We start from the raw sequence: 21,037 nt of genomic DNA, 5'->3' as shown, positions 1-21,037 counted from the left end.
GGTGCAATTGGGAGAGCATTATGCCAAATTCTCAAACACGACCTGATTTCTTTGTCTCGCATAATGGTGAGAAAGCTCGACTGCCGTTTTCTAATGTGGAATATGAAAGACGACTTAAAACTTTGCGCTCCATTATGGATCAGCAGGGTTTAGAGGCCGTATTGCTGACCAGCATGCATAACATCGCTTATTATAGCGGCTTCTTATATTGCTCATTTGGGCGCGCTTACGGCTGTGTGGTGACGAAAGATCAATGCACCACCATTTCCGCCAATATTGACGCTGGCCAACCGTGGCGGCGGTCGTTCGGTGACAATCTAATTTATACAGATTGGCGCAGGGATAACTATTGGCGAGCTGTCGCTCACGTTCTTGGCCCTCAAAAGCGGCTTGGTATCGAGGCGGACCATATGACGCTGGCAATGCGCGAAACACTGGCATCCATGCTCAATGCGCCTGATGTGATTGATATTTCATCTGCTACTATGGAAGCGCGGATGGTGAAGTCTGCTGAAGAAATTACCCTGATCACAGAAGCCGCCCGCATTGCCGATATTGGCGGGGAGGCGGTTCGTGATGCGATTGGTATTGGTGTTCGTGAAATTGATGTGGCCATGGCAGGGCGCGATGCGATGGAGCTTGCGATCTCTCAATCGTTTCCAGATAGCGAAATGCGCGATAGTTGGGTTTGGTTTCAATCGGGTTTGAATACTGATGGAGCGCACAACCCTGTAACTTGCCGCAAGCTTGAACGGGGCGATATTCTAAGCCTCAACACATTCCCTATGATCTCAGGTTATTACACCGCGCTTGAACGGACCTTGTTTGTTGGTGAAGTGGATGATGCAAGTTTGAAAGCATGGGAAGCTAATGTGGCGCTTCATGAATATGGGCTTTCACTGATCAAGCCGGGTGCCTCATGTTCTGGAATTTGCGCTGAGCTGAATGAACGGGCAGAGGAGCTTGATATTCTGCAGTACCGCTCCTTCGGATACGGCCACTCCTTCGGCGTTCTGTCCCACTACTATGGTCGCGAGGCGGGGCTAGAGCTTCGAGAGGATATCGATACAGTCTTGGAACCGAATATGGTTGTGTCCATGGAGCCGATGATTTGGTTGCCTGAAGGCATGCCGGGTGCAGGTGGATATAGGGAGCATGATATTTTGGTAATTGGCGCGCAAAGTGCTGAAAATATTACAGGTTTCCCTTATGGGCCTGAGCATAATATCATCGCTTGTTAATCGAAAAAATAGTTACATCGGCAAAGGTTTTTAGGAATGTTTGTCGATGTGACGGCTTTGTTAGGCGTTGGTTTACCTAGCTGAAATTTTTCGGTGCCCGTTTAGGCAGGTATATCTCATAATTAACTTTAAGGTGGTAAGTTCTGAGTTCTTGGGACGAGCGGTGTGGGGTCGTATCTTTTTTGAAGATGCGTCGAGTACTGCCAAATTAAAGCATTACGTTTATGAACCGAACCTTTCGACCTATCATGAAAGCCACCAAAAACGAGAACCTGGTAGGGATCGTTTCTGCTGTTTTGTTGAAAGCGTGCGCTGCAGCTTGTTCCTTTTTGTTGTTTTCTTTGGCCTCCAACACCCGTTCAGGTGATGAATTTGGTACATTCGCCATTATTTTGAGCGCAGCGTCCATGATGATGGTGCTTGCAGCCTTTGGTCAGGAAATGATGGTCATTCGCATCTGGAATGAACATGGAGCATCCAATAATTCATCGATGGTCAAGGGAGGCATCCTTTCAGGATTTTTCACTTGTTTGTTTGGCGGGGCGTTAGCGGGCATTGTTCTTGGTACTTATTTTGGGGTGTCAGAAAGTGCAGGGCTTGGCGTGGCTGTTGGGCTTTTTGTTGCCAGTTTGACCCTCTTAGCATTTACCACTCATATAGGGCGCGTTGTTTTTGGTGTTCTTGTTGGTGATGGTAATCGAGATATTCTCGTGCTGGCCCCTGTTATCATTGTATTGGGTTTGTCCCTTTTCTTCCTTGGGGATTTTTCTAACACCAGTATTTTATTCATTATGGCTGGTTCGAACTTTGTGGGCGTGATTGGTCTTTTGACCGCAGTCTACTTTAGAATCAAAAGAGATTTCCCTGCCGTTTTGGAGGCAAAAGCCGGTTACGACTTTAAAAAGTGGCGCTCTACATCTGTAAGTCTTTGGGGCGCCAGCTTGCTAGAAAGCTCTAATCAATATCTTGATGTTGTTTTGCTTGGTATCTTGATGAACCCTATGGCTGCAGGCATCTACTTTATTGCGACTAGATTAGCGAATGTATTTTTAACAGCAGCTTCTGCTATGCATGCGTTCGGTTCCAAAAAGATCCCGCATAACTATTATCACAAGCTTGAAAACGAGATGGCGCAAACCCTTAAAACCATGGCCTTTATGACGGGCTTAATTGTCTTGGGTGGTTTGTTGTGTGTCGCAGTTCTAGGTGAGTGGGCACTTGGTATATTTGGTGCTGAATATGTTGAATTTTATGGTGTGTTGATGGTTTTGTGTCTCGGCACCGCAAGCGTTACAGCGATTGGTGCCTCTCCTGTTATTTTGATGGTAACTGGATATGAGAAGAACTATCTGAAAGCGCTCGCAATTAGTGTCGCAACACGCCTTGTTGGTTTTGTGGTGTTGGTTCCTATATGGGGCATTTATGGGGCGGCAATTGGCGCAACATTTTCACTGGTGTTGATGGCTTTGCTGCTTGCAACCAGCGCAAAACGCCTGACCGGCCTTGATGGCACAGTCTTGCGGTTTTTAACGGCGACACCTGTTGTTCGCTCGTAACGACTTCATCTGATCAAATTGATAGTGCAGCTATTCTGAAACGCTACAAGCACCACCGCCAAGCACACAGAATTTCGAACAAAACGAATGATTGAGCTGCACCCGTTTGCTGCTTTCTTTCAAGGTTGAAGCGAATTCAAATTCATCTTCATAAGGAAGCAATGTGCAGGCGATAACGGCAGGTTTGTCCGCCCCTTTGCGCTTCACAACCATGCGTGAGCTTGCGCACATGATAGACTTGGGATCCACGTTCAAAATGCCCCAGCATTCGTTGGTGATTTCCGGTACTTCTTTGTTTGGTTCCATCTCAGGAAAGAGCACCAGTTGCTTGCGGCTTGATGCGTCTAATTGAATATCATTCTCAGTAAATAAGCCTGCATAGCCAGCACGAAGTTCGTCTTCATCTTCGCCCCAGCGGGTGCGGCCAGCAATGTCGATATTAAACTTGTTATGAGAGAGCCATGTGAGGCCCTTGAGCATCGGTTCCCATGTTTTGGGGCCACGTTCTTCTTCGTGCAGTTCAGGCGAATAGTGATCGACGGAGATGCGTAGCGTTAGCTGGTCGCCAAAGCGCTCGTTCAACTCAATTAGCTGCTCGGTAAAGCGCATCATAGGGCGCATGGCGTTTGTGAGGACAATCAGGTTAAATCCGCGCTCTAAGCAAGATGTCATGATCTTGAGAATGTCGCGGTTCATAAACGGTTCGCCGCCGGTTATGCCAATTTCCTTCGTGCCAAGCTTGTCGCTTTTGATCTCATCAAGATAGGCGAGAACCTCATCATGGGTGATGTAGACTAGACGATCGTTGCGGGGCGACGATTCGATATAGCAATTCACGCATTCAATGTTGCAAAGGGTGCCGGTGTTGATCCACAGCGTATCGAGAGTGTTCAAATCCACAAAGCCACGCTCTTCCCCTTTTGCAGTGATATAGGGGTCAACAAACTTCTCAGCCGGACGTTTTACAAGGGCTGTTTCCGTTGGTTCTGTCTTCTCATCGTCTTGCAACGCATCTTTATAAGTCAAATTTTCCATGAAATATTCTAGAAGCCCTTTAGTCGCTGAGAATAAGGGTTATCATTTCCTCATTATCACAAGAAGCAGAAATTGGCACAATCGTTATTATCTCACCATCAATCTAATGTCATGCACACAAAGCAGGCATTTAAGCTTAGCGCATTCAAAATTGTTCACTAAAAAGAGCCCTTTGTATGATCATCGTGCAGGCGATCGGACGCCAATCAAGTTTTGCCTCAATGCTTTAACGGCGGAGCATCATTGCGAACAACCAAAATTTATACTGATTCTCTGGCCCAATTCACATGTTTGATCGTAAGGCATGAGGCAAACGCAGGCTTCTTAGGTGTTGGCGTGTGTTTTAGAAACTATGAACAGGTTTGTTTGTCCTGAATTGCGGGGGAAAATGACCGTGAACAAAAAATGAATAAAAGTATATTAGTCCATATATTTCAATAACTTGTATGGGTGTTGTAAAATGAGAACAAAAGTGGTACATTGTTCTCAAGTCAAGCAGTGCTTGAAAAATGATTACAACCAACTTGTGTGAAAAATAAAGGGGATTATCGTGGGCCAAAATGCATTGCGATTGGTGGAAGGTACCAGCATGGATAAAACAAAGGCGCTAGATGCGGCTTTAGGTCAAATTGAGCGAGCTTTCGGCAAAGGCTCGATTATGAAGCTTGGTAAAGCGGGCACAGAACTTGATATTGAAACAGTATCAACAGGCTCTTTGGGGCTTGATATTGCGCTTGGTGTTGGTGGTTTGCCACGCGGACGTATTATCGAGATTTATGGACCTGAATCATCTGGTAAAACAACGCTTGCTCTTCATACCATAGCAGAAGCACAAAAGACGGGTGGCATTTGTGCCTTCGTTGATGCGGAACATGCACTTGATCCTGTTTATGCTCGCAAGCTTGGTGTTGATCTTGATGAACTTTTGATCTCTCAGCCTGATACAGGTGAGCAGGCTTTGGAAATTACCGACACATTGGTGCGCTCAGGTGCGGTTGATATTTTGGTGATCGATTCTGTTGCTGCTCTCACACCTCGTGCGGAGATTGAAGGCGATATGGGCGATAGTCTGCCTGGTTTGCAAGCACGGTTGATGAGCCAAGCGCTTCGTAAACTCACAGCATCTATTGCGCGCTCGCGTACAATGGTGATCTTCATCAACCAAATTCGTATGAAAATCGGTGTGATGTTTGGTAGCCCTGAGACCACAACAGGTGGTAATGCGCTGAAATTCTATTCATCTGTTCGATTGGACATTCGCCGTATTGGCGCGATCAAAGAGCGTGATGAGGTGACAGGTAACCAGACCCGCGTGAAAGTGGTGAAAAACAAAGTTGCGCCGCCATTCAAGCAAGTTGAATTTGACATCATGTATGGCCAAGGCGTTTCCAAGACTGGCGAGCTGCTTGATCTTGGTGTGAAAGCAGGGCTTGTCGAAAAATCTGGTTCTTGGTTCTCTTATGACAGTCAACGGCTAGGGCAGGGACGAGAAAATTCGAAACAGTTCCTGACTGATAATCCTGATTTGGCCAATGAGATTGAAACGGCGATCAGGCAGAATGCTGGATTAATCGCTGAAAAATTCTTGGAAGAAGGCTCGCCTGAACCTGAAGTTGACAGTCCTGATGGGGATGATTTGGAATAAAGCGACAAGCTTTTTCATGGCTCAATGTGTTCCTTGCTTAAACACATTGGCTAAACAAGAATGAGACCAGATGAACACGGGATATGCGCTATCATACGCATATCCCGTTTTCATTTGTGGTGTTGGTGCGTGTTCTTAGTGGACAAGCCCCGCGGCTCTTACTAAGAAGTAGGCCTGAGAATAGTGAGAAGAAAAATGGTCATTTGATCATTCATGATTTTGCGATCAATTGAGCAAGCAAGCTGGAGACGTAAGTGCAATGACGGGTGTCAACGATATTAGAAAAGGCTTCCTGTCTTATTTCGGCGGTGAGGGCCATGAAGTGGTCAACTCTGGACCATTGGTTCCACGCAACGATCCAACCTTGATGTTCACTAATGCGGGCATGGTGCCGTTCAAGAATTATTTTACTGGCCTTGAAAAACCCACTTACCCAAGAGCTGCAACATCGCAAAAATGCGTGCGCGCTGGCGGTAAGCATAACGACCTTGATAATGTCGGATATACCGCTCGCCATCATACATTTTTTGAAATGCTGGGTAATTTCTCATTCGGAGATTATTTCAAAGACCAAGCGATCGAACATGCGTGGAATTTGATCACCCGCGATTTTGAAATCAACAAAGACCGTTTGCTCGTGACCGTCTATCACGATGACGATGAAGCATTTAAACTTTGGCAAAAAATTGCGGGCCTGCCAGAAGAGCGCATCATCCGCATCGCCACGTCAGACAATTTTTGGTCAATGGGCGAAACAGGGCCTTGCGGTCCTTGCTCGGAAATTTTTTATGATCACGGCGATCATATTTGGGGCGGACCTCCCGGCAGTGCAGAAGAAGATGGCGACCGCTTCATCGAGATTTGGAATTTGGTGTTCATGCAATATGAACAAATTTCAAAAGATGAGCGCATCGATCTGCCAAAACCGTCCATTGATACGGGCATGGGCCTTGAACGTATTGCAGCGCTTTTGCAAGGAAAGCACGACAATTACGACACGGATTTATTCCAATCGTTAATCGCAGCATCCGTTGATCTAACCGGCGTTAAGGCCGAGGGCGAAACACAAGCAAGCCACCGGGTCATCGCTGACCATTTGCGGGCGACTAGCTTTTTGATTGCAGATGGTGTGTTGCCTTCCAATGAAGGGCGCGGCTATGTGCTTCGTCGTATCATGCGCCGTGCCATGCGCCATGCTCACTTGCTTGGTTCGAAGGATCCACTTGTCTATCGCTTGGTTCCAACGCTCATTTCTGAGATGGGGCAGGCCTATCCAGAATTGGTGCGCGGTGAAGCATTGATCACTGAAACATTGAAGCTTGAAGAAGAACGTTTCCGCAAAACATTGTCGCGCGGCCTTGGCTTGCTTGATGATGCAACATCAAGCTTCAGCGCTGGTGATGAGCTAGACGGTGAGACAGCCTTCAAACTCTATGACACATATGGTTTTCCACTTGATCTAACGCAAGATGCTTTGCGTGCCCGTGAAATTGACGTCGACCTTGATGGCTTTAAAACGGCGATGGAGCGTCAAAAAGCAGAAGCGCGCGCCTCTTGGTCGGGGTCTGGTGATGCAGCGGCGGAGACTATTTGGCTCACCCTGCGTGAACGCCTCGGTGTCACTGAATTCTTGGGCTACGAAATGGAACAGGCAGAAGCCGTTGTGACGGCCATCGTCAAAGATGGGGCAGAAGTTTCAACGCTTAATGCTGGTGATAGCGGCGCGATCATCTTCAACCAAACACCGTTCTACGGGGAATCGGGTGGTCAGGTTGGTGATCATGGTTCTGTTCGCGTTGGCGACAATCTTTTCCGCGTAACCGATACGCAAAAGAAAGCTGATGGTGTTTTCGTTCATCACGGCAAAATGGAAAGCGGTGCGTTGTCCATTGATGATGCCGTGGAGCTTGATGTCGATCATCAGCGCAGAACCCGCGTTCGGGCAAATCACTCTGCCACTCACTTAGTACACGAAGCCTTGCGCGAAGTGCTGGGTGACCATGTGGCTCAAAAAGGTTCGCTTGTCTCTGATGAGCGACTGCGGTTTGATTTCTCGCATCCAAAACCAATGAGCGAAGAAGAGCTCATCCGCGTAGAAGAAATCGCCAATAACATCATCTTGCAAAATGCTGAGGTTTCCACTCGCGTCATGGCTGTGGATGATGCGATTGAAGCGGGCGCTATGGCGCTGTTTGGTGAAAAATATGGCGACGAAGTTCGTGTCGTATCCATGGGGCTTGTGGATGAAGGCGATAAGGCAGGCGACATTTATTCGCTCGAATTATGCGGCGGCACCCATGTAAAACGCACCGGCGATATTGGTCTTGTGAAACTCGTGCAAGAATCGGCAAGCGCTGCAGGCGTTCGTCGTTTAGAAGCTCTCACAGCAGATCGCGCCCGTGAAGAATTTGGCGCACAAGATCGCCAACTCAAAGAAATTGCCTCCTTGCTGAAGGTCGGTGTGGGCGATGTATCATCGCGCATTTCAACCCTTGTTGAAGAACGCAAACGCCTTGAAAAAGAGTTGAAAGATGCCAAGAAGCAATTGGCCCTTTCAGGCGGAGCAGGGCAGACGGATGACAAGCCTGTGGACGTCAATGGAACTCAGTTTATTGGTCGTGTTGTGCAGGGTATTGCGCCGAAAGAGCTGAAGGGCATTGTTGACGAAGCCAAGCAGACGCTAGGGTCTGGTGTCGTTGCGCTTGTTGGTGTTTCTGAAGATGGTAAAGCTGGCATCGTCGTCGGCGTGACATCAGATCTAACAGACAAATTTAGCGCTGTAGATTTGGTCCGTGCAGGCTCTGAAGCACTCGGTGGCAAAGGTGGCGGTGGCCGACCTGATATGGCACAAGCCGGTGGTCCTGATGCAGAAAAAGCAGAAGCAGCTGTTGAAGCAATTCGCTTGATGCTTTGAGGTTGTTACAAAACCAACTTTCCTAAATTGAGAAAGAGACGCTAAGCCAACTGTTGAGTTGATGCATTAGAGTTATTCAGCTAACAAATAGCGCGTTGATGCATCGTCGATCTGTGAATTGTTGGAAAGTCTCGTAGGAATAGAAATGAAACGTATCGTTGTAATGAGTTTTGTCGTTAGTTCTTTGCTGTATCCCAGCATTTCATTGGCTGATTTCAAGGTTGCCGAGTTTACTTTTTTGCCAGTTAAATCAAAAAATGTGATCAAAATTAAATCGACAGTTCGCGATTCACTTAAAAAAGACCGCAGTCAAAAACAAATTGATCAAGATATTAAGTTGAGTGACAAGCAGATTGAAAAACTCATAGGCAATATCGTTTTGAATAAATAAAAACACCGCCATAAAGGCGGTGTTTTATTTTGTATATCAAAAGCTTCGGGTATTCGAAGCTGAGCTATTAGCTCATTGCTTTTTGAAGGTTCTCATCAACTTTATCAAGGAAGCCGATTGTTGAGAGCCATGGCTGATCTGGGCCGATCAACAAAGCCAAGTCTTTTGTCATAAAGCCTGTTTCAACTGTGTTGACGCAAACCTCTTCAAGAGTTTTAGCAAACTTCGCCAATTTTTCGTTCTCATCAAGTTTGGCACGGTGAGCAAGGCCACGTGTCCAAGCGAAGATGGAAGCGATTGAGTTGGTCGATGTTTCTTCACCTTTTTGGTGCTGACGGTAGTGACGTGTCACTGTGCCGTGGGCTGCTTCTGCTTCCACAGTTTTGCCGTCTGGCGTCATCAATACAGATGTCATGAGACCGAGTGAACCGAAGCCTTGAGCAACCGTGTCAGACTGCACATCGCCATCATAGTTTTTACAAGCCCAAACATAACCACCAGACCATTTAAGGTTTGATGCAACCATGTCATCAATCAAACGGTGTTCGTAGATGATGCCAGCAGCGTCAAATTTTTCTTTGAATTCTGCTTGGTAGATTTCTTCAAAGATGTCTTTGAAACGACCGTCATAAATTTTCATGATGGTGTTCTTCGTTGAAAGGTATACAGGCACATTGCGCTGAAGGCCGTAGTTCAATGAAGCGCGGGCGAAATCAACGATTGAGTTATCAAGGTTGTACATGCCCATTGCGATACCTGAAGAAGGGGCATCAAAGATGTCGTATTCTTCTTCTGTGCCATCTTCACCAACGAACTTCATGGTGATTTTGCCTTTGCCTGGGAATTTGAAATCCGTCGCGCGGTATTGATCACCAAATGCGTGGCGGCCAACAATCACTGGCTGTGTCCAGCCTGGAACCAAACGAGGAACGTTTTCGCAGATGATAGGCTCGCGGAAAATAACGCCACCAAGAATGTTACGGATTGTGCCGTTTGGCGAACGCCACATTTGCTTGAGGTTAAACTCTTCAACACGGCCTTCATCTGGTGTGATGGTCGCGCATTTGATGCCAACGCCATACTTTTTGATGGCTTCAGCCGAATCGATTGTGATTTGGTCATCTGTACGATCACGTTCTTCAACACCGAGGTCGTAGTAGTGAAGGTCCACATCGAGATACGGGTGAATGAGCTTTTCTTTGATGAATGCCCAAATGATCCGTGTCATCTCGTCGCCGTCTAGCTCGACGACTGGGTTTGCTACCTTAATTTTATCCATAATATACCTCTTTGGCGCTGCCTGCGAGGAGATGCAGGCTTGTTTCGCCCCCCCTATAACAAAGCAAAGGCTTTGCTGAAAGACCTCTTTAGTCAAAAATCTGTTGGTTCTGACGATTGGCTTTGTTAAACCCACCTCAATCTTGATCAAGGTAATGGAAATGTCAGGCACAGCAAAAGACAAAACACTGCTAACGGGCGGACCTGTGGTCATTCTCGTCGAGCCGCAATTAGGCGAAAATATTGGTACTGCGGCACGCGCTATGGCAAATTTTGGATTGTCTGACTTGCGATTGGTCAATCCGCGTGACGGTTGGCCGTCTGAACCCGCACGCAATGCGGCCAGCGGAGCGCATCATGTTATTGATAGTGTTCAGGTTTTCGAAACGCTGGAAGAGGCGATTGCGGATCTTCATTTTGTGCTGGCAACAACGGCGCGAGAGCGTGACATGAACAAAGCTGTCTCAGAACCACGGGCCGCCGCCGAAGGCTTGTTAAAGCGAGAGCAGCAGGGGGAAAAATGCGGTATTTTATTTGGTCGCGAACGTTGGGGGCTTAAAAACTGGGAAGTTGGCCTTTCAAATGAAATCGTCACATTTCCTGTTAATCCAGCTTTTGCCTCGCTCAATATCGCGCAAGCTGTGTTGTTGATGTCTTATGAGTGGATGCAGACCAAACGCGCTCATGATGCTGTGGATGTGGAAATCGGCTTTGAAACCCGCGAAATTGAACCAGCGACCCGTGAAGATATGGTTGGACTGCTTGATCACATGGTTGAGGCGCTGGACCGCGTGGATTATTTTTATCCAGAAGGGCGGCGGGAGCCTTTGACCCAAAATTTACGTCTTACCTTATCAAAAGCGAACTTCACCCAAATTGAAGCAAGAAATTTTCGTGGGGTGATTGCAGCACTGGATCGGCGCAAGACACGCGGGCAGTTGGCAGATTTAGCGGCTCTTAATAAGGATGAAGAAGAAGGCAACACGAGCGATGAGTGACGTGCAGGGGGAGGCCAAAACGGTTCTAACCTTTGATTCTGGTTTTGGCGGCTTGTCGGTGTTTCAACATCTGCGCGAAGCTTTGCCAAACTGCAATCATGTCTATGTGGCTGATGATGTTGGCTTTCCTTACGGTGATTGGGAAGAAAGTGCGCTGATTGATCATTGTGCTGAGACGATGGCGACGTTGATCGAACGCTTTAAGCCTGACATTGCTGTGATTGCCTGTAATACAGCCTCAACCGCGCTTCTGCCCGTTTTGAGAGAAGCCCATGATATTGAGTTCGTTGGCACTGTTCCTGCTATTAAACCTGCGGCAAACCTTTCAAAAAATGGCATGATTTCTGTGCTTGCAACACCTGGCACAGTGAAGCGGGATTATACGCAAGCGTTGATTGATACATTTGCAACCCACCAAGACATTACTCTTGTTGGTTCCCCCCATCTGGCAGCCCTTGCTGATCAACATATGGCAGGTGAGCCAATTGATGAGGATGATATTTTTCGCGAGATATTGCCGTGTTTTCAGGAACAAGATGAGCGCCGCACAGATGTGATCGTTCTTGCTTGCACACACTATCCACTTTTGCTTGGCTTGTTTGAGAAATTGGCACCTTGGCAGGTGACGTTTGTTGATTCTGGTTCTGCTATTGCGCGGCGGGTGGCAGACCTTTTACCAACCTTTGATGGTAAGGCGCGGGCTCCCCGATTTGAGTTTACCTCTGGTGCAGATTTTCCCACGGGTTTGGTCGCGCGATATTCTGCTTAAATAGGGTCTTAAAACCGCCCGTTTGGTTGACATTTAAACTGAGTCCCCATATATCTCCGCCACTTGCTTCAAAGGGAGCAGGTGACCCCCGTGAAATGATGGCACCGCTGCTGGAGTTTCTGTCGTCTTTTTCTCAATAGAGAGAAGGAAAAGGAGGGCGTGTTTCTTAAAACCTAATCAAGGAAACCACGATGGCAAAGCGTGAACAAGCTAAGTATAAAATTGACCGCCGCATGGGCGAAAATATCTGGGGTCGTCCAAAGAGCCCGGTAAATCGTCGCGATTATGGCCCAGGCCAGCACGGTCAGCGCCGCAAAGGCAAACTCTCAGATTTCGGTCTACAGCTTCGTGCAAAACAGAAGCTTAAAGGCTACTACGGCAACATTTCAGAAAAACAATTCCGCCGCATCTACGGTGAAGCTGTTCGTTTGAAAGGCGATACATCAGAAAACCTAATTGGTCTTCTAGAGCGCCGTCTTGACGCGATGATCTATCGCGCGAAGTTCGTGCCAACTGTTTTTGCTGCACGTCAGTTCGTTAACCACGGTCATGTGACAGTGAACGGCAAGAAGGTGAACATTCCATCTTACCGTTGTAAAGTTGGCGACGTGATCGCAGTGAAAGAAAGCTCTAAGCAGCTTATCATGGTGATTGAAGCAACAGGCCTCACAGAGCGTGAAGTTCCTGAATATGTTGAAGCAGATCACAACAAAATGGCTGCAAGCCTTGTGCGTGTGCCTACATTGTCTGACGTTCCTTACCCAGTAGTGATGGAACCAAACCTAGTGGTCGAGTTTTATTCTCGCTAAGGTTAGACAAAACCAGAATTCAAAAAGGCCGCCTCATGGGCGGCCTTTTTTATTGCTGTCTGTTTGTGCTGAATAAAAAAAGCCACCCAGAAAACTGGGTGGCTTTAAAAGTTTTCTTAGAAGCTCGAAAGCTTAGCTAAGAGGTGCAACAGCTAGGATCACTGTGAATTTTTCGCAGTAGATGTATAGCTCTTTATATTTGCTTGTATCGATACCTGCAGGCACGGTGAATGTTGCTTCACCTTTTTTCACTGTAAGGGCATCGTGAATTTTTGAGCCTTTAGCGTATTGCTCGCCGTTACCGAAACCAATTTTGATGTCTGGTGGGTTTTTTGTAGGGTCAAATAGGTAATCGCTACCTAGAATAACTTTTGTTCCGCTACCTGATTTTTTAACAGTCACTGAACCCTTAACTTTGTAACCTTTACGGCCGCTAAGTGAACCAGTGCGTTTTGAACCTGCAAGTGCTGGTACTGAACCAGTTGTAACAGCAACAGCTGCACCAACGGTAAGACCTGCGAATTGACGACGTGTAAGAGACATGATTGCTCTCCCCTGTAAATTAGTTTCAAGTGGGTTAAATGTAGTCATAGATGAGAAATTACCAAAGCACGTGTTATGACAATTACTCACGAGGACTTGAACAGGCGTGAGGCTATGTCAATGTTGGTGATAGTCAAAGCCTGGCTTATTCCATCATTTCAACAGTTGACGATGAAGGGTGGGACTGACAAAAAGCCTTATGAGCAAAGCATTAGACCCAATAGTTACGCCGGAAACTGAGAGCATGGATGTATGCCATCCATTGTTTTTAACCGCACCGTCCTCTGTTACATTTAAGAAAGTGCGCAAGCGCCTTTTGCGGCAAATGCAAGCCGCGATGGATGATTTCGGCATGGTGCAAGAGGGTCAGAAGTGGCTGGTTTGTCTTTCTGGAGGGAAGGATTCCTATACTTTGCTCTCGCTTTTGCTCGATTTGAAATCGCGCGGCGTTTTGCCCGTTGAGCTTTTGGCTTGCAATTTAGATCAGGCGCAACCCGGTTTCCCGCAGCACATATTGCCAGCATTCTTTGAAAAATATGACATCCCAAACCGGATCGTGCGGGAGGATACTTATTCAATCGTCAAAGAGAAAGTGCCGGAGAACTCGACTTATTGCGCGCTATGCTCACGATTAAGGCGCGGCAATCTTTACAGAATCGCACGAGAAGAGGGCTGCTCTGCTGTCATCCTTGGTCACCACCGTGATGATATTTTGGAAACCTTCTTCCTCAATCTCTTCCACGGCGGGCGTTTGGCCTCCATGCCGCCAAAGCTTGTGAATGATGAAGGCGATCTCTTTGTGATGCGCCCGCTTTCTTATTGTGCGGAGGAAGATATTGAGAAGTTTTCTAACGGCATGGAATTCCCCATCATCCCGTGTGACCTCTGTGGCTCGCAAGATGGGCTGCAACGCAATCTCATGAAGCAAATGCTGAGTGACATTGAAGCGAAGATGCCAGGCCGCAAAGACGTGATGATCCGAGCCCTCACCAATGCCCGCCCGTCACATTTACTGGACCGGAAGCTGTTTGATTTCGCGGGGCTGTCTTTGGATGGATTGGCGAAAGGTGAGGCGGCTGAGTGAGAACTTGCTCAAGTAATGTTTAAGCCCGCAACATCACATCATGCACTGCATTGGTTAGTTTGCTTATATCTTCAGGGCTGAGGCGGGCGAGATTGACCCGTCCACCACTGACAACATGAATTCCATGATCACGCGTCAGCGCGATTTCTTGTGGCTTGGTAAGCGGCAACAGGGAGAACATGCCCGATTGCTCCGCAATGTAAGACAATGTGTCCGTTCCAAAGGTATCACGCTCTTTAGCACTCACCTCTTGGCGCACCTTTGCTACTCTTACGCGCATCAAATCAAGTTCTTCAAGCCAGAGTTTCTTTAAATCTTGATCTTGCAAGATCGTGCGCACCACAGATGGCCCATGATCTGGCGCATGAGACGCCCCAGATCGCACGATGGCAGATACGGCGCGTTCAACGCGGGCTCGGTCGGCGTTTTTTGTTTTGATGAACAAAGCGCCTGCACGGTCTCGGTAGATGCCAAAGGATTTCGACAAGGTGATGCAAATGATACATTCGGGAAACCTTGCCGCGATTTTACGGGCCATGGTGCAGTCAGCTTCGAAGTTTTGCCCAAAACCTAGGTAGGCCAAATCAATCCATGGGATGATGCCCTTTGCCTCTAACAAGTCCAGTACTGTATCAAATTGCTCAGCCGTCATGTCCGCGCCGGTCGGGTTGTGACATACCCCTTGCATCAAAAATACATCGTCCGATTTAGCTGCTTTGAAACCGTCTAGCATTTGCTCAAAAGTGATCTTGCGTTCGATGGCATCATAATAGGGCACATGCGAATAATGTGCGCCAGCGGCATTCATGATTGGCTCGTAGTTTCCATATGTCGGGGTTTGCAACCAGATCGTGGGTTTTTGCGGCATTTGAGACAAGAGATCGGCCATAACGCGCAAAGCAACCGCCCCACCAGAGGTCTGTGCTGCAACCCACTCGTCATCGTAAGCCGTGCTCATCAAGGCTTTCCCAAGCACGCTGCAATAGTCTGCATCACCAGTTAGGGCGAGGTAGGATTTGCTGGTCTGGGTTTCCATTACCTGCTTTTCAGCCAGTTTCACGGCCTTTAGAACGGGGGTTTGACCTGCGTCATCTTGGTAGATACCGACAGTTAGGTTTAGCTTATCTTGGCGCGGGTCCTGTGCGAAATAGTTTGCCCCGATCATGATTGGGTCGACAGGATAGTCCTCAACTTGATCAAACATATCTTATCCTTTTCCCAGCTCTATGGCGTGATCATGTCAGGCTGCGATGGTGGCAGCGCAAAGTGTCGTTTGCAAAGTTAGTGGTGCCGATGAAAGCAATCTTTTCCACCCCTTAGAAACTCGAAATAACGGTGGCGCCGACGGAGGCAAATTTATCCATATTCATAAGCGCCTGTGGTGCATCGTTTATCCCGATTTTGTCTCCCACCAGCTGAGCTGGATCCAGCTTGCCGCTTTTGACCATATCCAGCATCGCCCCATAGCGGTGCGCTTGCATTCCGTGGGATCCCAAAATTTCAATCTCTTGCCCAACAATTTTAGGCATCGGCACATTGGGGGTGGAATGCTCGCCCAACATCAAACCGACCTGAATGTGTTTGCCTCTAGGGCGCAGGCAAAGGATTGAATTGGTCATTGTTGTTGGGTGGCCTAGTGCATCTAACGATACATGGGCACCGCCCTTTGTTACATCGTGTATTGCTGGTGCAACATCTTCCACAGCTCCGTTGATCGTGGCGACCGCGCCAAATTCCTTGGCCAGTGCAAGCTTGGCTGGATCGATATCGACAGCAATGACATTGGCTCCAATCGCATTGGCAATCATCACGGCTGAAAGGCCAACGCCGCCGCAGCCATGGACTGCGACCCATTGTCCTGCAGATACCTTGCCTTGGTCTACAACGGCCCGAAATGACGTTGCAAAACGACAACCAAGGCTGGCAGCAGTCGCGAAATCCATCTCCTCTGGCAGCGCCACCACATTTAAATCTGCCTGATGTATCCCGACATATTCTGCGAAGCTGCCCCAATGGGTGAAGCCGGGCTGTTCTTGATGCAAACAAACTTGTTGATGGCCTGCGTGACACTCACTGCATGTACCGCAACTGCAAATAAACGGCACCGTCACTCTGTCGCCAGCTTTCCAATTGGTGACATCCTTACCCACAGCAGCAATCACACCTGCCAATTCGTGGCCTGGGATGTGAGGCAGATCAATATCGCTGTCATGGCCCATCCAGCCATGCCAATCACTGCGGCAAACTCCCGTTCCTTCGACTTTCACAATAACGCCGTGTGACTGCGGGGTCGGATCATCCACGGTGACCACTTTGGGCGCTTCTTGGAATTTTTCGAACAGAACAGCTTTCATGACAGGATCTTTCAACATGTGGACTAGATAAGAAGGTTTATAATACTGAATTTAGAAATCACCTTGCTAAACTCCCCTTGTTTGTCCATGAATAGGGCAATTCATGCTATAAAAACATTATAATATAGGGATTTCTAGCTTATGTTTGAAATTGACGCTACGAACGCTCATATCCTCGACCTCTTGCAACAAGATGGTCGCATGACCAACGCAAAATTGGCTGAACAGCTTCAAATGACAGAGACCCCCTGTTGGCGGCGGCTTAAGCGGCTTGAAGAAATGGGCGTTATTGAAGGATATCAAGCCAACGTGAACCGCCGCAAACTGGGCCTTGGGGTCATGGCGTTCGTTCAAATCAGTTGCTCAGAGCACGATCAAGCCTCGATGGCGGAATTTCAACGGATTATCGAAGCGACGCCTCAAATCCTCTCTTGCCATAACACAACGGGTGAAGATGATTTCTTGTTGATTGTGGTGGCCCGCGATTTGGACGATTACAGCGCTTTCGTTGATAAAACCCTGCGGCGGTTGCCCGGTATATCGAGCATTCGCTCAAACCTATCATTGAAGGAAATGAAAGCGTCAAGCAAATTGCCCATTAGAGCTGTTAAGGCTTGAATGAAGCAAACAGCAGCTTTTTGGGGGTGCTAGATGTTTGGTCACTATGTCGCCAAAGCTTACGAACGATGAAAGCGTCTGAGTAGGGGGGCTGGGTTAGGGGTGTTAAAGTCCGCTTCGAGCCCAAGTTGGACATTCGGAAAACCAAATTTAGTTTGTCACAATTTTAATCCATTCTTTTGGATGCGTTCCTGTGTCATCCGGATAATTGAGGGTGTCAGGCCCCACAAACAAAACCTCTCCATCAAATAGTTTTTTGAGTCTAACGAATTCAGTTGCCGCAGTCTTTACTCCGCGCTTAGGCTCATCGCAACTGAGTATTGGCTCGCGATAGGAAATATTTTCCAAGTCCAACTTATCATCACGTTTATCTATCATCAGTTTTAGGTGAAGCTGGAGACCGCATTGTGTGGGTCGATATTCAGCATTGAGCATTGTGATCTTTCCACTTTTAAAAAGTTCGAGGTACTCTTCTGCTGAATAACTCCGTCTCCGTTCTTGCTCCACCGAACTATCTGACCATACAGAGTTACGCAAATCTGCTTTTAATGGTGCGTCAGTAAGAGCGCGCAGCCCAGCATCCATATTATCATTCGATATGCTCGGTAAATAACCTACGAAAAAACACATGCCATGATTACTTATTTCATCGATGATGTAATCAAATTCCTGCCAAAAGAGTTCAAAATTAAACATAATAATAATTCTTACAATAAATCGGCTTTGAGATTGTTACCAATTTGAGCAAATATGCACTTTAGAACAAAAATCGGCAACGGCAGAAAAGTCCGCATAGCCGCCATTTAGCAAACTTGTCTGATGTGATGAATTCTGCTGCGCTACTCTGGATTACTGGATTACTGGATTACTAGATTAAGTCAGGTAATGGCGAAGTAGGGAGGAACCTGCCCAATAAAAAACCCGCCGAAAGGCGGGTTTTTAAATTCGATAGCTAAGCCAGCGTTACGCCGTTGCTTGGCCTTCCATAGGGATGCCTTGTTCTTCTAGGTAGCTTTGAAGCTCGCCTGCTTGGAACATTTCACGGATAATGTCGCAGCCGCCTACAAACTCACCTTTGATGTAGAGCTGTGGAACGGTTGGCCAGTTTGAGAAATCTTTGATGCCTTGGCGAAGGTCATCGTCTTCCAACACGTTAATGCCTTTGTAATCAGTGCCGAGATAGTCCAAAATTTGGATGACTTGGCCAGAAAATCCGCATTGTGGGAAGTTCGGGGTGCCCTTCATGAAAAGCACCATGTCGTTTGCTTTCACTTCGCCTTCGATGAATTCTTTCATTTCGATCTCCTTGGAGTCGTCGTTTTGTGTCTATCTACTACTTGGGTGCACTTGTCTGTAATGCAAGGGCGTGCAGGACGCCACCCATATTTCCTTTAAGCGCATCATAAACCAGTTGGTGCTGTTGCACACGGGTTTTGCCCTTAAACGCTTCGGAGACCACATTAGCACGATAATGATCACCATCACCTGCTAAATCCTCTATCACGATCTCGGCATCAGGAAGCGCTTCCTTGATCATGCTCTCAATATCAGCCGCACTCATTGGCATTGAAACGTCTCCATCCGTTTTTAAAAAAGCTCGTTCAGCCCATAAATTCTGGGAACCAACCTTCATATGCTTCGCGCAAGGTTTCAAGAGAAATCGTACCACCAGCTTCAAGATTATTGCCGCCAGTCTTACCAATGGCTTCAATTTCAATGCCTGCTTTCTCAGCGGTGTCTAACACGGCATCGCGTTGTTCGCGTGTACAGGTGATGACATAGCGCGCTTGATCTTCTGAGAAGAGGGCGGTTGCAGCGTCACCGGGTAGGGTGATTGAAGCGCCGATATCGCCTTTAATTGCCATTTCAGCAACCGCAACACCAAGGCCGCCTGATGAAATATCATGGCAAGCAGTCACAAGACCTTTGCGGATGATGTCACGAACGAAATCGCCGTTTTTCTTCTCTAATTCAAGATCGACAGAAGGCGGTGGACCAAAGTCGCCGCCTGTTAGTTCACGAAGGGCTAGGGTTTGGCCCATATGCGAACCGTGACCACCGACAAGCAGCACAGCGTCATTGTCATTTTTAAAGGCAACAGTCGCCATTTGATCAACATCTGGCAAAATGCCAACGCCGGCCATGGTTGGGGTCGGCAAAATGCCAACGCCGTTAGTCTCGTTATATAAAGACACATTGCCAGAGACGATCGGGAAATTGAGAGCGCGACATGCTTCGCCAATGCCCTTAATGGCATGAACGAATTGCGCCATGATTTCTGGACGTTCTGGGTTGCCGAAATTGAGATTGTCGGTTGAAGCGAGTGGCTCAGCGCCGACAGCTGAAAGGTTGCGCCATACTTCGGCTACAGCCTGCTTGCCGCCTTCATAGGGGTCTGCTTCGCAATAGACAGGGTTTACGTCTGAGGAGAAAGCGAGCGCTTTCTTGGTATCGTTACCATCTCTATCAGGAACACGTACCACGCCTGCATCACCGCCAGGGCGTTGAGCTGAATTGCCTTGGATGTAGGTGTCGTATTGCTCATAGACCCAACGGCGTGAACTGCCATTTGCTGATCCGATTAGCTTTACAATCAAATCGGACACCGCTTGGCCTTCTGGCATCTTTACGTCAGGAATTGGCGCGGGCTTTGGTGGCTCGGTCCAAGGGCGGTCATATTCTGGTGCTTCATCGCCAAGTTCTTTGATCGGCAAGTTTGCAACTTCTTCGCCATCAAACATAATGCGGAAGCGTAGATCATCTGTGGTGACGCCAACAATCGCAAAGTCGAGGCCCCATTTTTCAAAGATTTTTGAGGCGACTTCTTCTTTTGATGGATCAAGCACCATAAGCATGCGCTCTTGGCTCTCAGATAGCATCATCTCATAAGGTGTCATGCGCTCTTCACGCACAGGCACGTTGTTGAGGTTTAGCTCGACGCCTAAATTACCACTTGCACCCATTTCAACGGCAGAACAGGTAAGACCAGCAGCACCCATATCTTGGATGGCGATCACAGCACCCGTTTTCATCAGTTCAAGACAAGCTTCAAGCAAGCATTTCTCGGTGAACGGGTCACCGACCTGAACGGTTGGGCGTTTCTCGTCAATGTCATCGCCAAATTCAGCAGAGGCCATGGTTGCGCCACCAACACCGTCACGGCCCGTTTTCGCACCGAGATAGACAACGGGAAGGCCGACGCCTTTGGCTTCTGACAAGAAGATTTTGTCCGTATCAGCAAGGCCAGCAGCAAAAGCGTTTACGAGGATGTTGCCGTTATAGCGTTCATGGAATTCAACTTCGCCGCCCACTGTTGGTACGCCGAAAGAATTGCCGTATCCGCCAACGCCTGAAACAACACCAGATACAAGGTGCTTGGTTTTAGGGTGATCTGCTTCACCAAAGCGAAGCGCGTTCATGGCAGCGATGGGGCGTGCGCCCATGGTAAAGACATCGCGCAAAATGCCGCCAACACCAGTGGCAGCACCCTGATAAGGCTCAATGTATGACGGGTGGTTGTGGCTTTCCATTTTGAAGATGACAGCCTGACCGTCGCCAATATCCACCACGCCTGCATTTTCGCCTGGCCCAAGGATGACACAGTCACCCGTTGTCGGCAGTGTTTTTAGCCAAATTTTGGAGGATTTATAAGAGCAGTGCTCATTCCACATGGCCGAGAAGATACCAAGCTCGGTAATGGTCGGCTCACGGCCAATAAGATCGAGGATACGCTGATATTCATCCGGTTTGAGGCCGTGTTCAGCAATTAGATCATCAGTAATTTCAATAGAATTTGTCACGG

At 47.8% G+C, this 21,037-nt stretch carries 19 protein-coding genes; 10 read left to right on the top strand and 9 right to left on the bottom strand.

All coding sequences use genetic code 11. The features are described 5' to 3' along the window. The first annotated feature begins 20 nt into the window (after positions 1 to 20). Complete coding sequence (locus ABJO30_14635) at positions 21 to 1,241, top strand: aminopeptidase P family protein (protein ID MEP3234059.1); 1,221 nt, start codon at positions 21 to 23, stop codon at positions 1,239 to 1,241. 248 nt (positions 1,242 to 1,489) lie between these two features. After that, the gene (locus ABJO30_14630; protein MEP3234058.1) at positions 1,490 to 2,797 is read left to right on the top strand and encodes a lipopolysaccharide biosynthesis protein; all 1,308 of its coding nucleotides are present in this window, start codon (positions 1,490 to 1,492) and stop codon (positions 2,795 to 2,797) included. A 30-nt stretch (positions 2,798 to 2,827) separates the two neighbouring features. Here ABJO30_14630 and ABJO30_14625 read toward each other — a convergent pair whose 3' ends face one another. Beyond that, the gene (locus ABJO30_14625; protein ID MEP3234057.1) at positions 2,828 to 3,832 is read right to left on the bottom strand and encodes a radical SAM protein; all 1,005 of its coding nucleotides are present in this window, start codon (positions 3,830 to 3,832) and stop codon (positions 2,828 to 2,830) included. 550 nt (positions 3,833 to 4,382) lie between these two features. On the opposite strand from ABJO30_14625, the gene recA reads away from it, so the two are divergent. From recA to ABJO30_14610, 3 genes are all read left to right on the top strand, one after another. After that, positions 4,383 to 5,477 carry a recombinase RecA gene (recA, locus tag ABJO30_14620; GenBank protein ID MEP3234056.1) on the top strand — a complete coding sequence of 365 codons (1,095 nt, stop codon included), beginning with the start codon at positions 4,383 to 4,385 and terminating at the stop codon, positions 5,475 to 5,477. 259 nt (positions 5,478 to 5,736) lie between these two features. Next, complete coding sequence (gene alaS / locus ABJO30_14615) at positions 5,737 to 8,391, top strand: alanine--tRNA ligase (GenBank protein ID MEP3234055.1); 2,655 nt, start codon at positions 5,737 to 5,739, stop codon at positions 8,389 to 8,391. A gap of 145 nt (positions 8,392 to 8,536) precedes the next feature. After that, complete coding sequence (locus tag ABJO30_14610; GenBank protein MEP3234054.1) at positions 8,537 to 8,782, top strand: hypothetical protein; 246 nt, start codon at positions 8,537 to 8,539, stop codon at positions 8,780 to 8,782. Positions 8,783 to 8,849: 67 nt separating this feature from the next. Here the strand turns inward: ABJO30_14610 and ABJO30_14605 are convergent, their stop codons facing one another. Next, the gene (locus tag ABJO30_14605) at positions 8,850 to 10,061 is read right to left on the bottom strand and encodes an NADP-dependent isocitrate dehydrogenase (GenBank protein MEP3234053.1); all 1,212 of its coding nucleotides are present in this window, start codon (positions 10,059 to 10,061) and stop codon (positions 8,850 to 8,852) included. Between the two features lie 160 nt (positions 10,062 to 10,221). Here ABJO30_14605 and ABJO30_14600 point away from each other — a divergent pair, with 160 nt between their 5' ends. The 3 genes from ABJO30_14600 (at position 10,222) to rpsD (ending at position 12,636) form a co-directional block, all read left to right on the top strand. Next, positions 10,222 to 11,058 carry an RNA methyltransferase gene (locus ABJO30_14600; GenBank protein MEP3234052.1) on the top strand — a complete coding sequence of 279 codons (837 nt, stop codon included), beginning with the start codon at positions 10,222 to 10,224 and terminating at the stop codon, positions 11,056 to 11,058. After that, complete coding sequence (gene murI, locus ABJO30_14595; GenBank protein ID MEP3234051.1) at positions 11,051 to 11,827, top strand: glutamate racemase; 777 nt, start codon at positions 11,051 to 11,053, stop codon at positions 11,825 to 11,827. The genes ABJO30_14600 and murI overlap by 8 nt, the downstream gene beginning before the upstream one ends. A gap of 191 nt (positions 11,828 to 12,018) precedes the next feature. Further along, the gene (rpsD, locus tag ABJO30_14590) at positions 12,019 to 12,636 is read left to right on the top strand and encodes a 30S ribosomal protein S4 (GenBank protein MEP3234050.1); all 618 of its coding nucleotides are present in this window, start codon (positions 12,019 to 12,021) and stop codon (positions 12,634 to 12,636) included. Positions 12,637 to 12,768: 132 nt separating this feature from the next. Here rpsD and ABJO30_14585 read toward each other — a convergent pair whose 3' ends face one another. Continuing rightward, positions 12,769 to 13,179 (bottom strand): DM13 domain-containing protein, encoded by a 411-nt coding sequence (locus tag ABJO30_14585; GenBank protein MEP3234049.1) that lies wholly within the window; start codon positions 13,177 to 13,179, stop codon positions 12,769 to 12,771. A gap of 199 nt (positions 13,180 to 13,378) precedes the next feature. Between ABJO30_14585 and ttcA the strand changes: the two genes are divergently transcribed. After that, on the top strand, positions 13,379 to 14,263 hold the full coding sequence (gene ttcA / locus ABJO30_14580; GenBank protein ID MEP3234048.1) for a tRNA 2-thiocytidine(32) synthetase TtcA: 885 nt from the start codon (positions 13,379 to 13,381) through the stop codon (positions 14,261 to 14,263). 19 nt (positions 14,264 to 14,282) lie between these two features. On the opposite strand, the gene ABJO30_14575 is transcribed toward ttcA, so the two are convergent. Then, positions 14,283 to 15,467, bottom strand: a complete 1,185-nt coding sequence (locus tag ABJO30_14575; GenBank protein MEP3234047.1) for an aromatic amino acid transaminase — start codon at positions 15,465 to 15,467, stop codon at positions 14,283 to 14,285. Positions 15,468 to 15,579: 112 nt separating this feature from the next. Then, complete coding sequence (locus tag ABJO30_14570; protein MEP3234046.1) at positions 15,580 to 16,617, bottom strand: zinc-dependent alcohol dehydrogenase family protein; 1,038 nt, start codon at positions 16,615 to 16,617, stop codon at positions 15,580 to 15,582. 141 nt (positions 16,618 to 16,758) lie between these two features. On the opposite strand from ABJO30_14570, the gene ABJO30_14565 reads away from it, so the two are divergent. Then, a complete protein-coding gene (locus ABJO30_14565; protein MEP3234045.1) occupies positions 16,759 to 17,235 on the top strand; it encodes an Lrp/AsnC family transcriptional regulator in 477 nt (158 codons plus the stop codon). 150 nt (positions 17,236 to 17,385) lie between these two features. On the opposite strand, the gene ABJO30_14560 is transcribed toward ABJO30_14565, so the two are convergent. The 4 genes from ABJO30_14560 to purL form a co-directional block, all read right to left on the bottom strand. Continuing rightward, positions 17,386 to 17,931 carry a hypothetical protein gene (locus ABJO30_14560; GenBank protein ID MEP3234044.1) on the bottom strand — a complete coding sequence of 182 codons (546 nt, stop codon included), beginning with the start codon at positions 17,929 to 17,931 and terminating at the stop codon, positions 17,386 to 17,388. Between the two features lie 267 nt (positions 17,932 to 18,198). After that, positions 18,199 to 18,531 (bottom strand): Grx4 family monothiol glutaredoxin, encoded by a 333-nt coding sequence (gene grxD / locus ABJO30_14555; GenBank protein ID MEP3234043.1) that lies wholly within the window; start codon positions 18,529 to 18,531, stop codon positions 18,199 to 18,201. Between the two features lie 37 nt (positions 18,532 to 18,568). Then, positions 18,569 to 18,802: a BolA family transcriptional regulator gene (locus ABJO30_14550; protein ID MEP3234042.1), complete on the bottom strand. Its 234-nt coding sequence runs from the start codon at positions 18,800 to 18,802 to the stop codon at positions 18,569 to 18,571. A 34-nt stretch (positions 18,803 to 18,836) separates the two neighbouring features. Further along, positions 18,837 to 21,035, bottom strand: a complete 2,199-nt coding sequence (gene purL / locus ABJO30_14545; protein ID MEP3234041.1) for a phosphoribosylformylglycinamidine synthase subunit PurL — start codon at positions 21,033 to 21,035, stop codon at positions 18,837 to 18,839. Between the last annotated feature and the right edge of the window lie 2 nt (positions 21,036 to 21,037).

Source organism: Hyphomicrobiales bacterium (assembly GCA_039973685.1).
In the GTDB taxonomy this organism is placed as follows: Bacteria; Pseudomonadota; Alphaproteobacteria; order Rhizobiales; family JACESI01; genus JACESI01.
The sequence above is the reverse complement of the archived record's forward strand: the minus strand, read 5'-3'. Positions and strand labels throughout refer to the sequence as shown.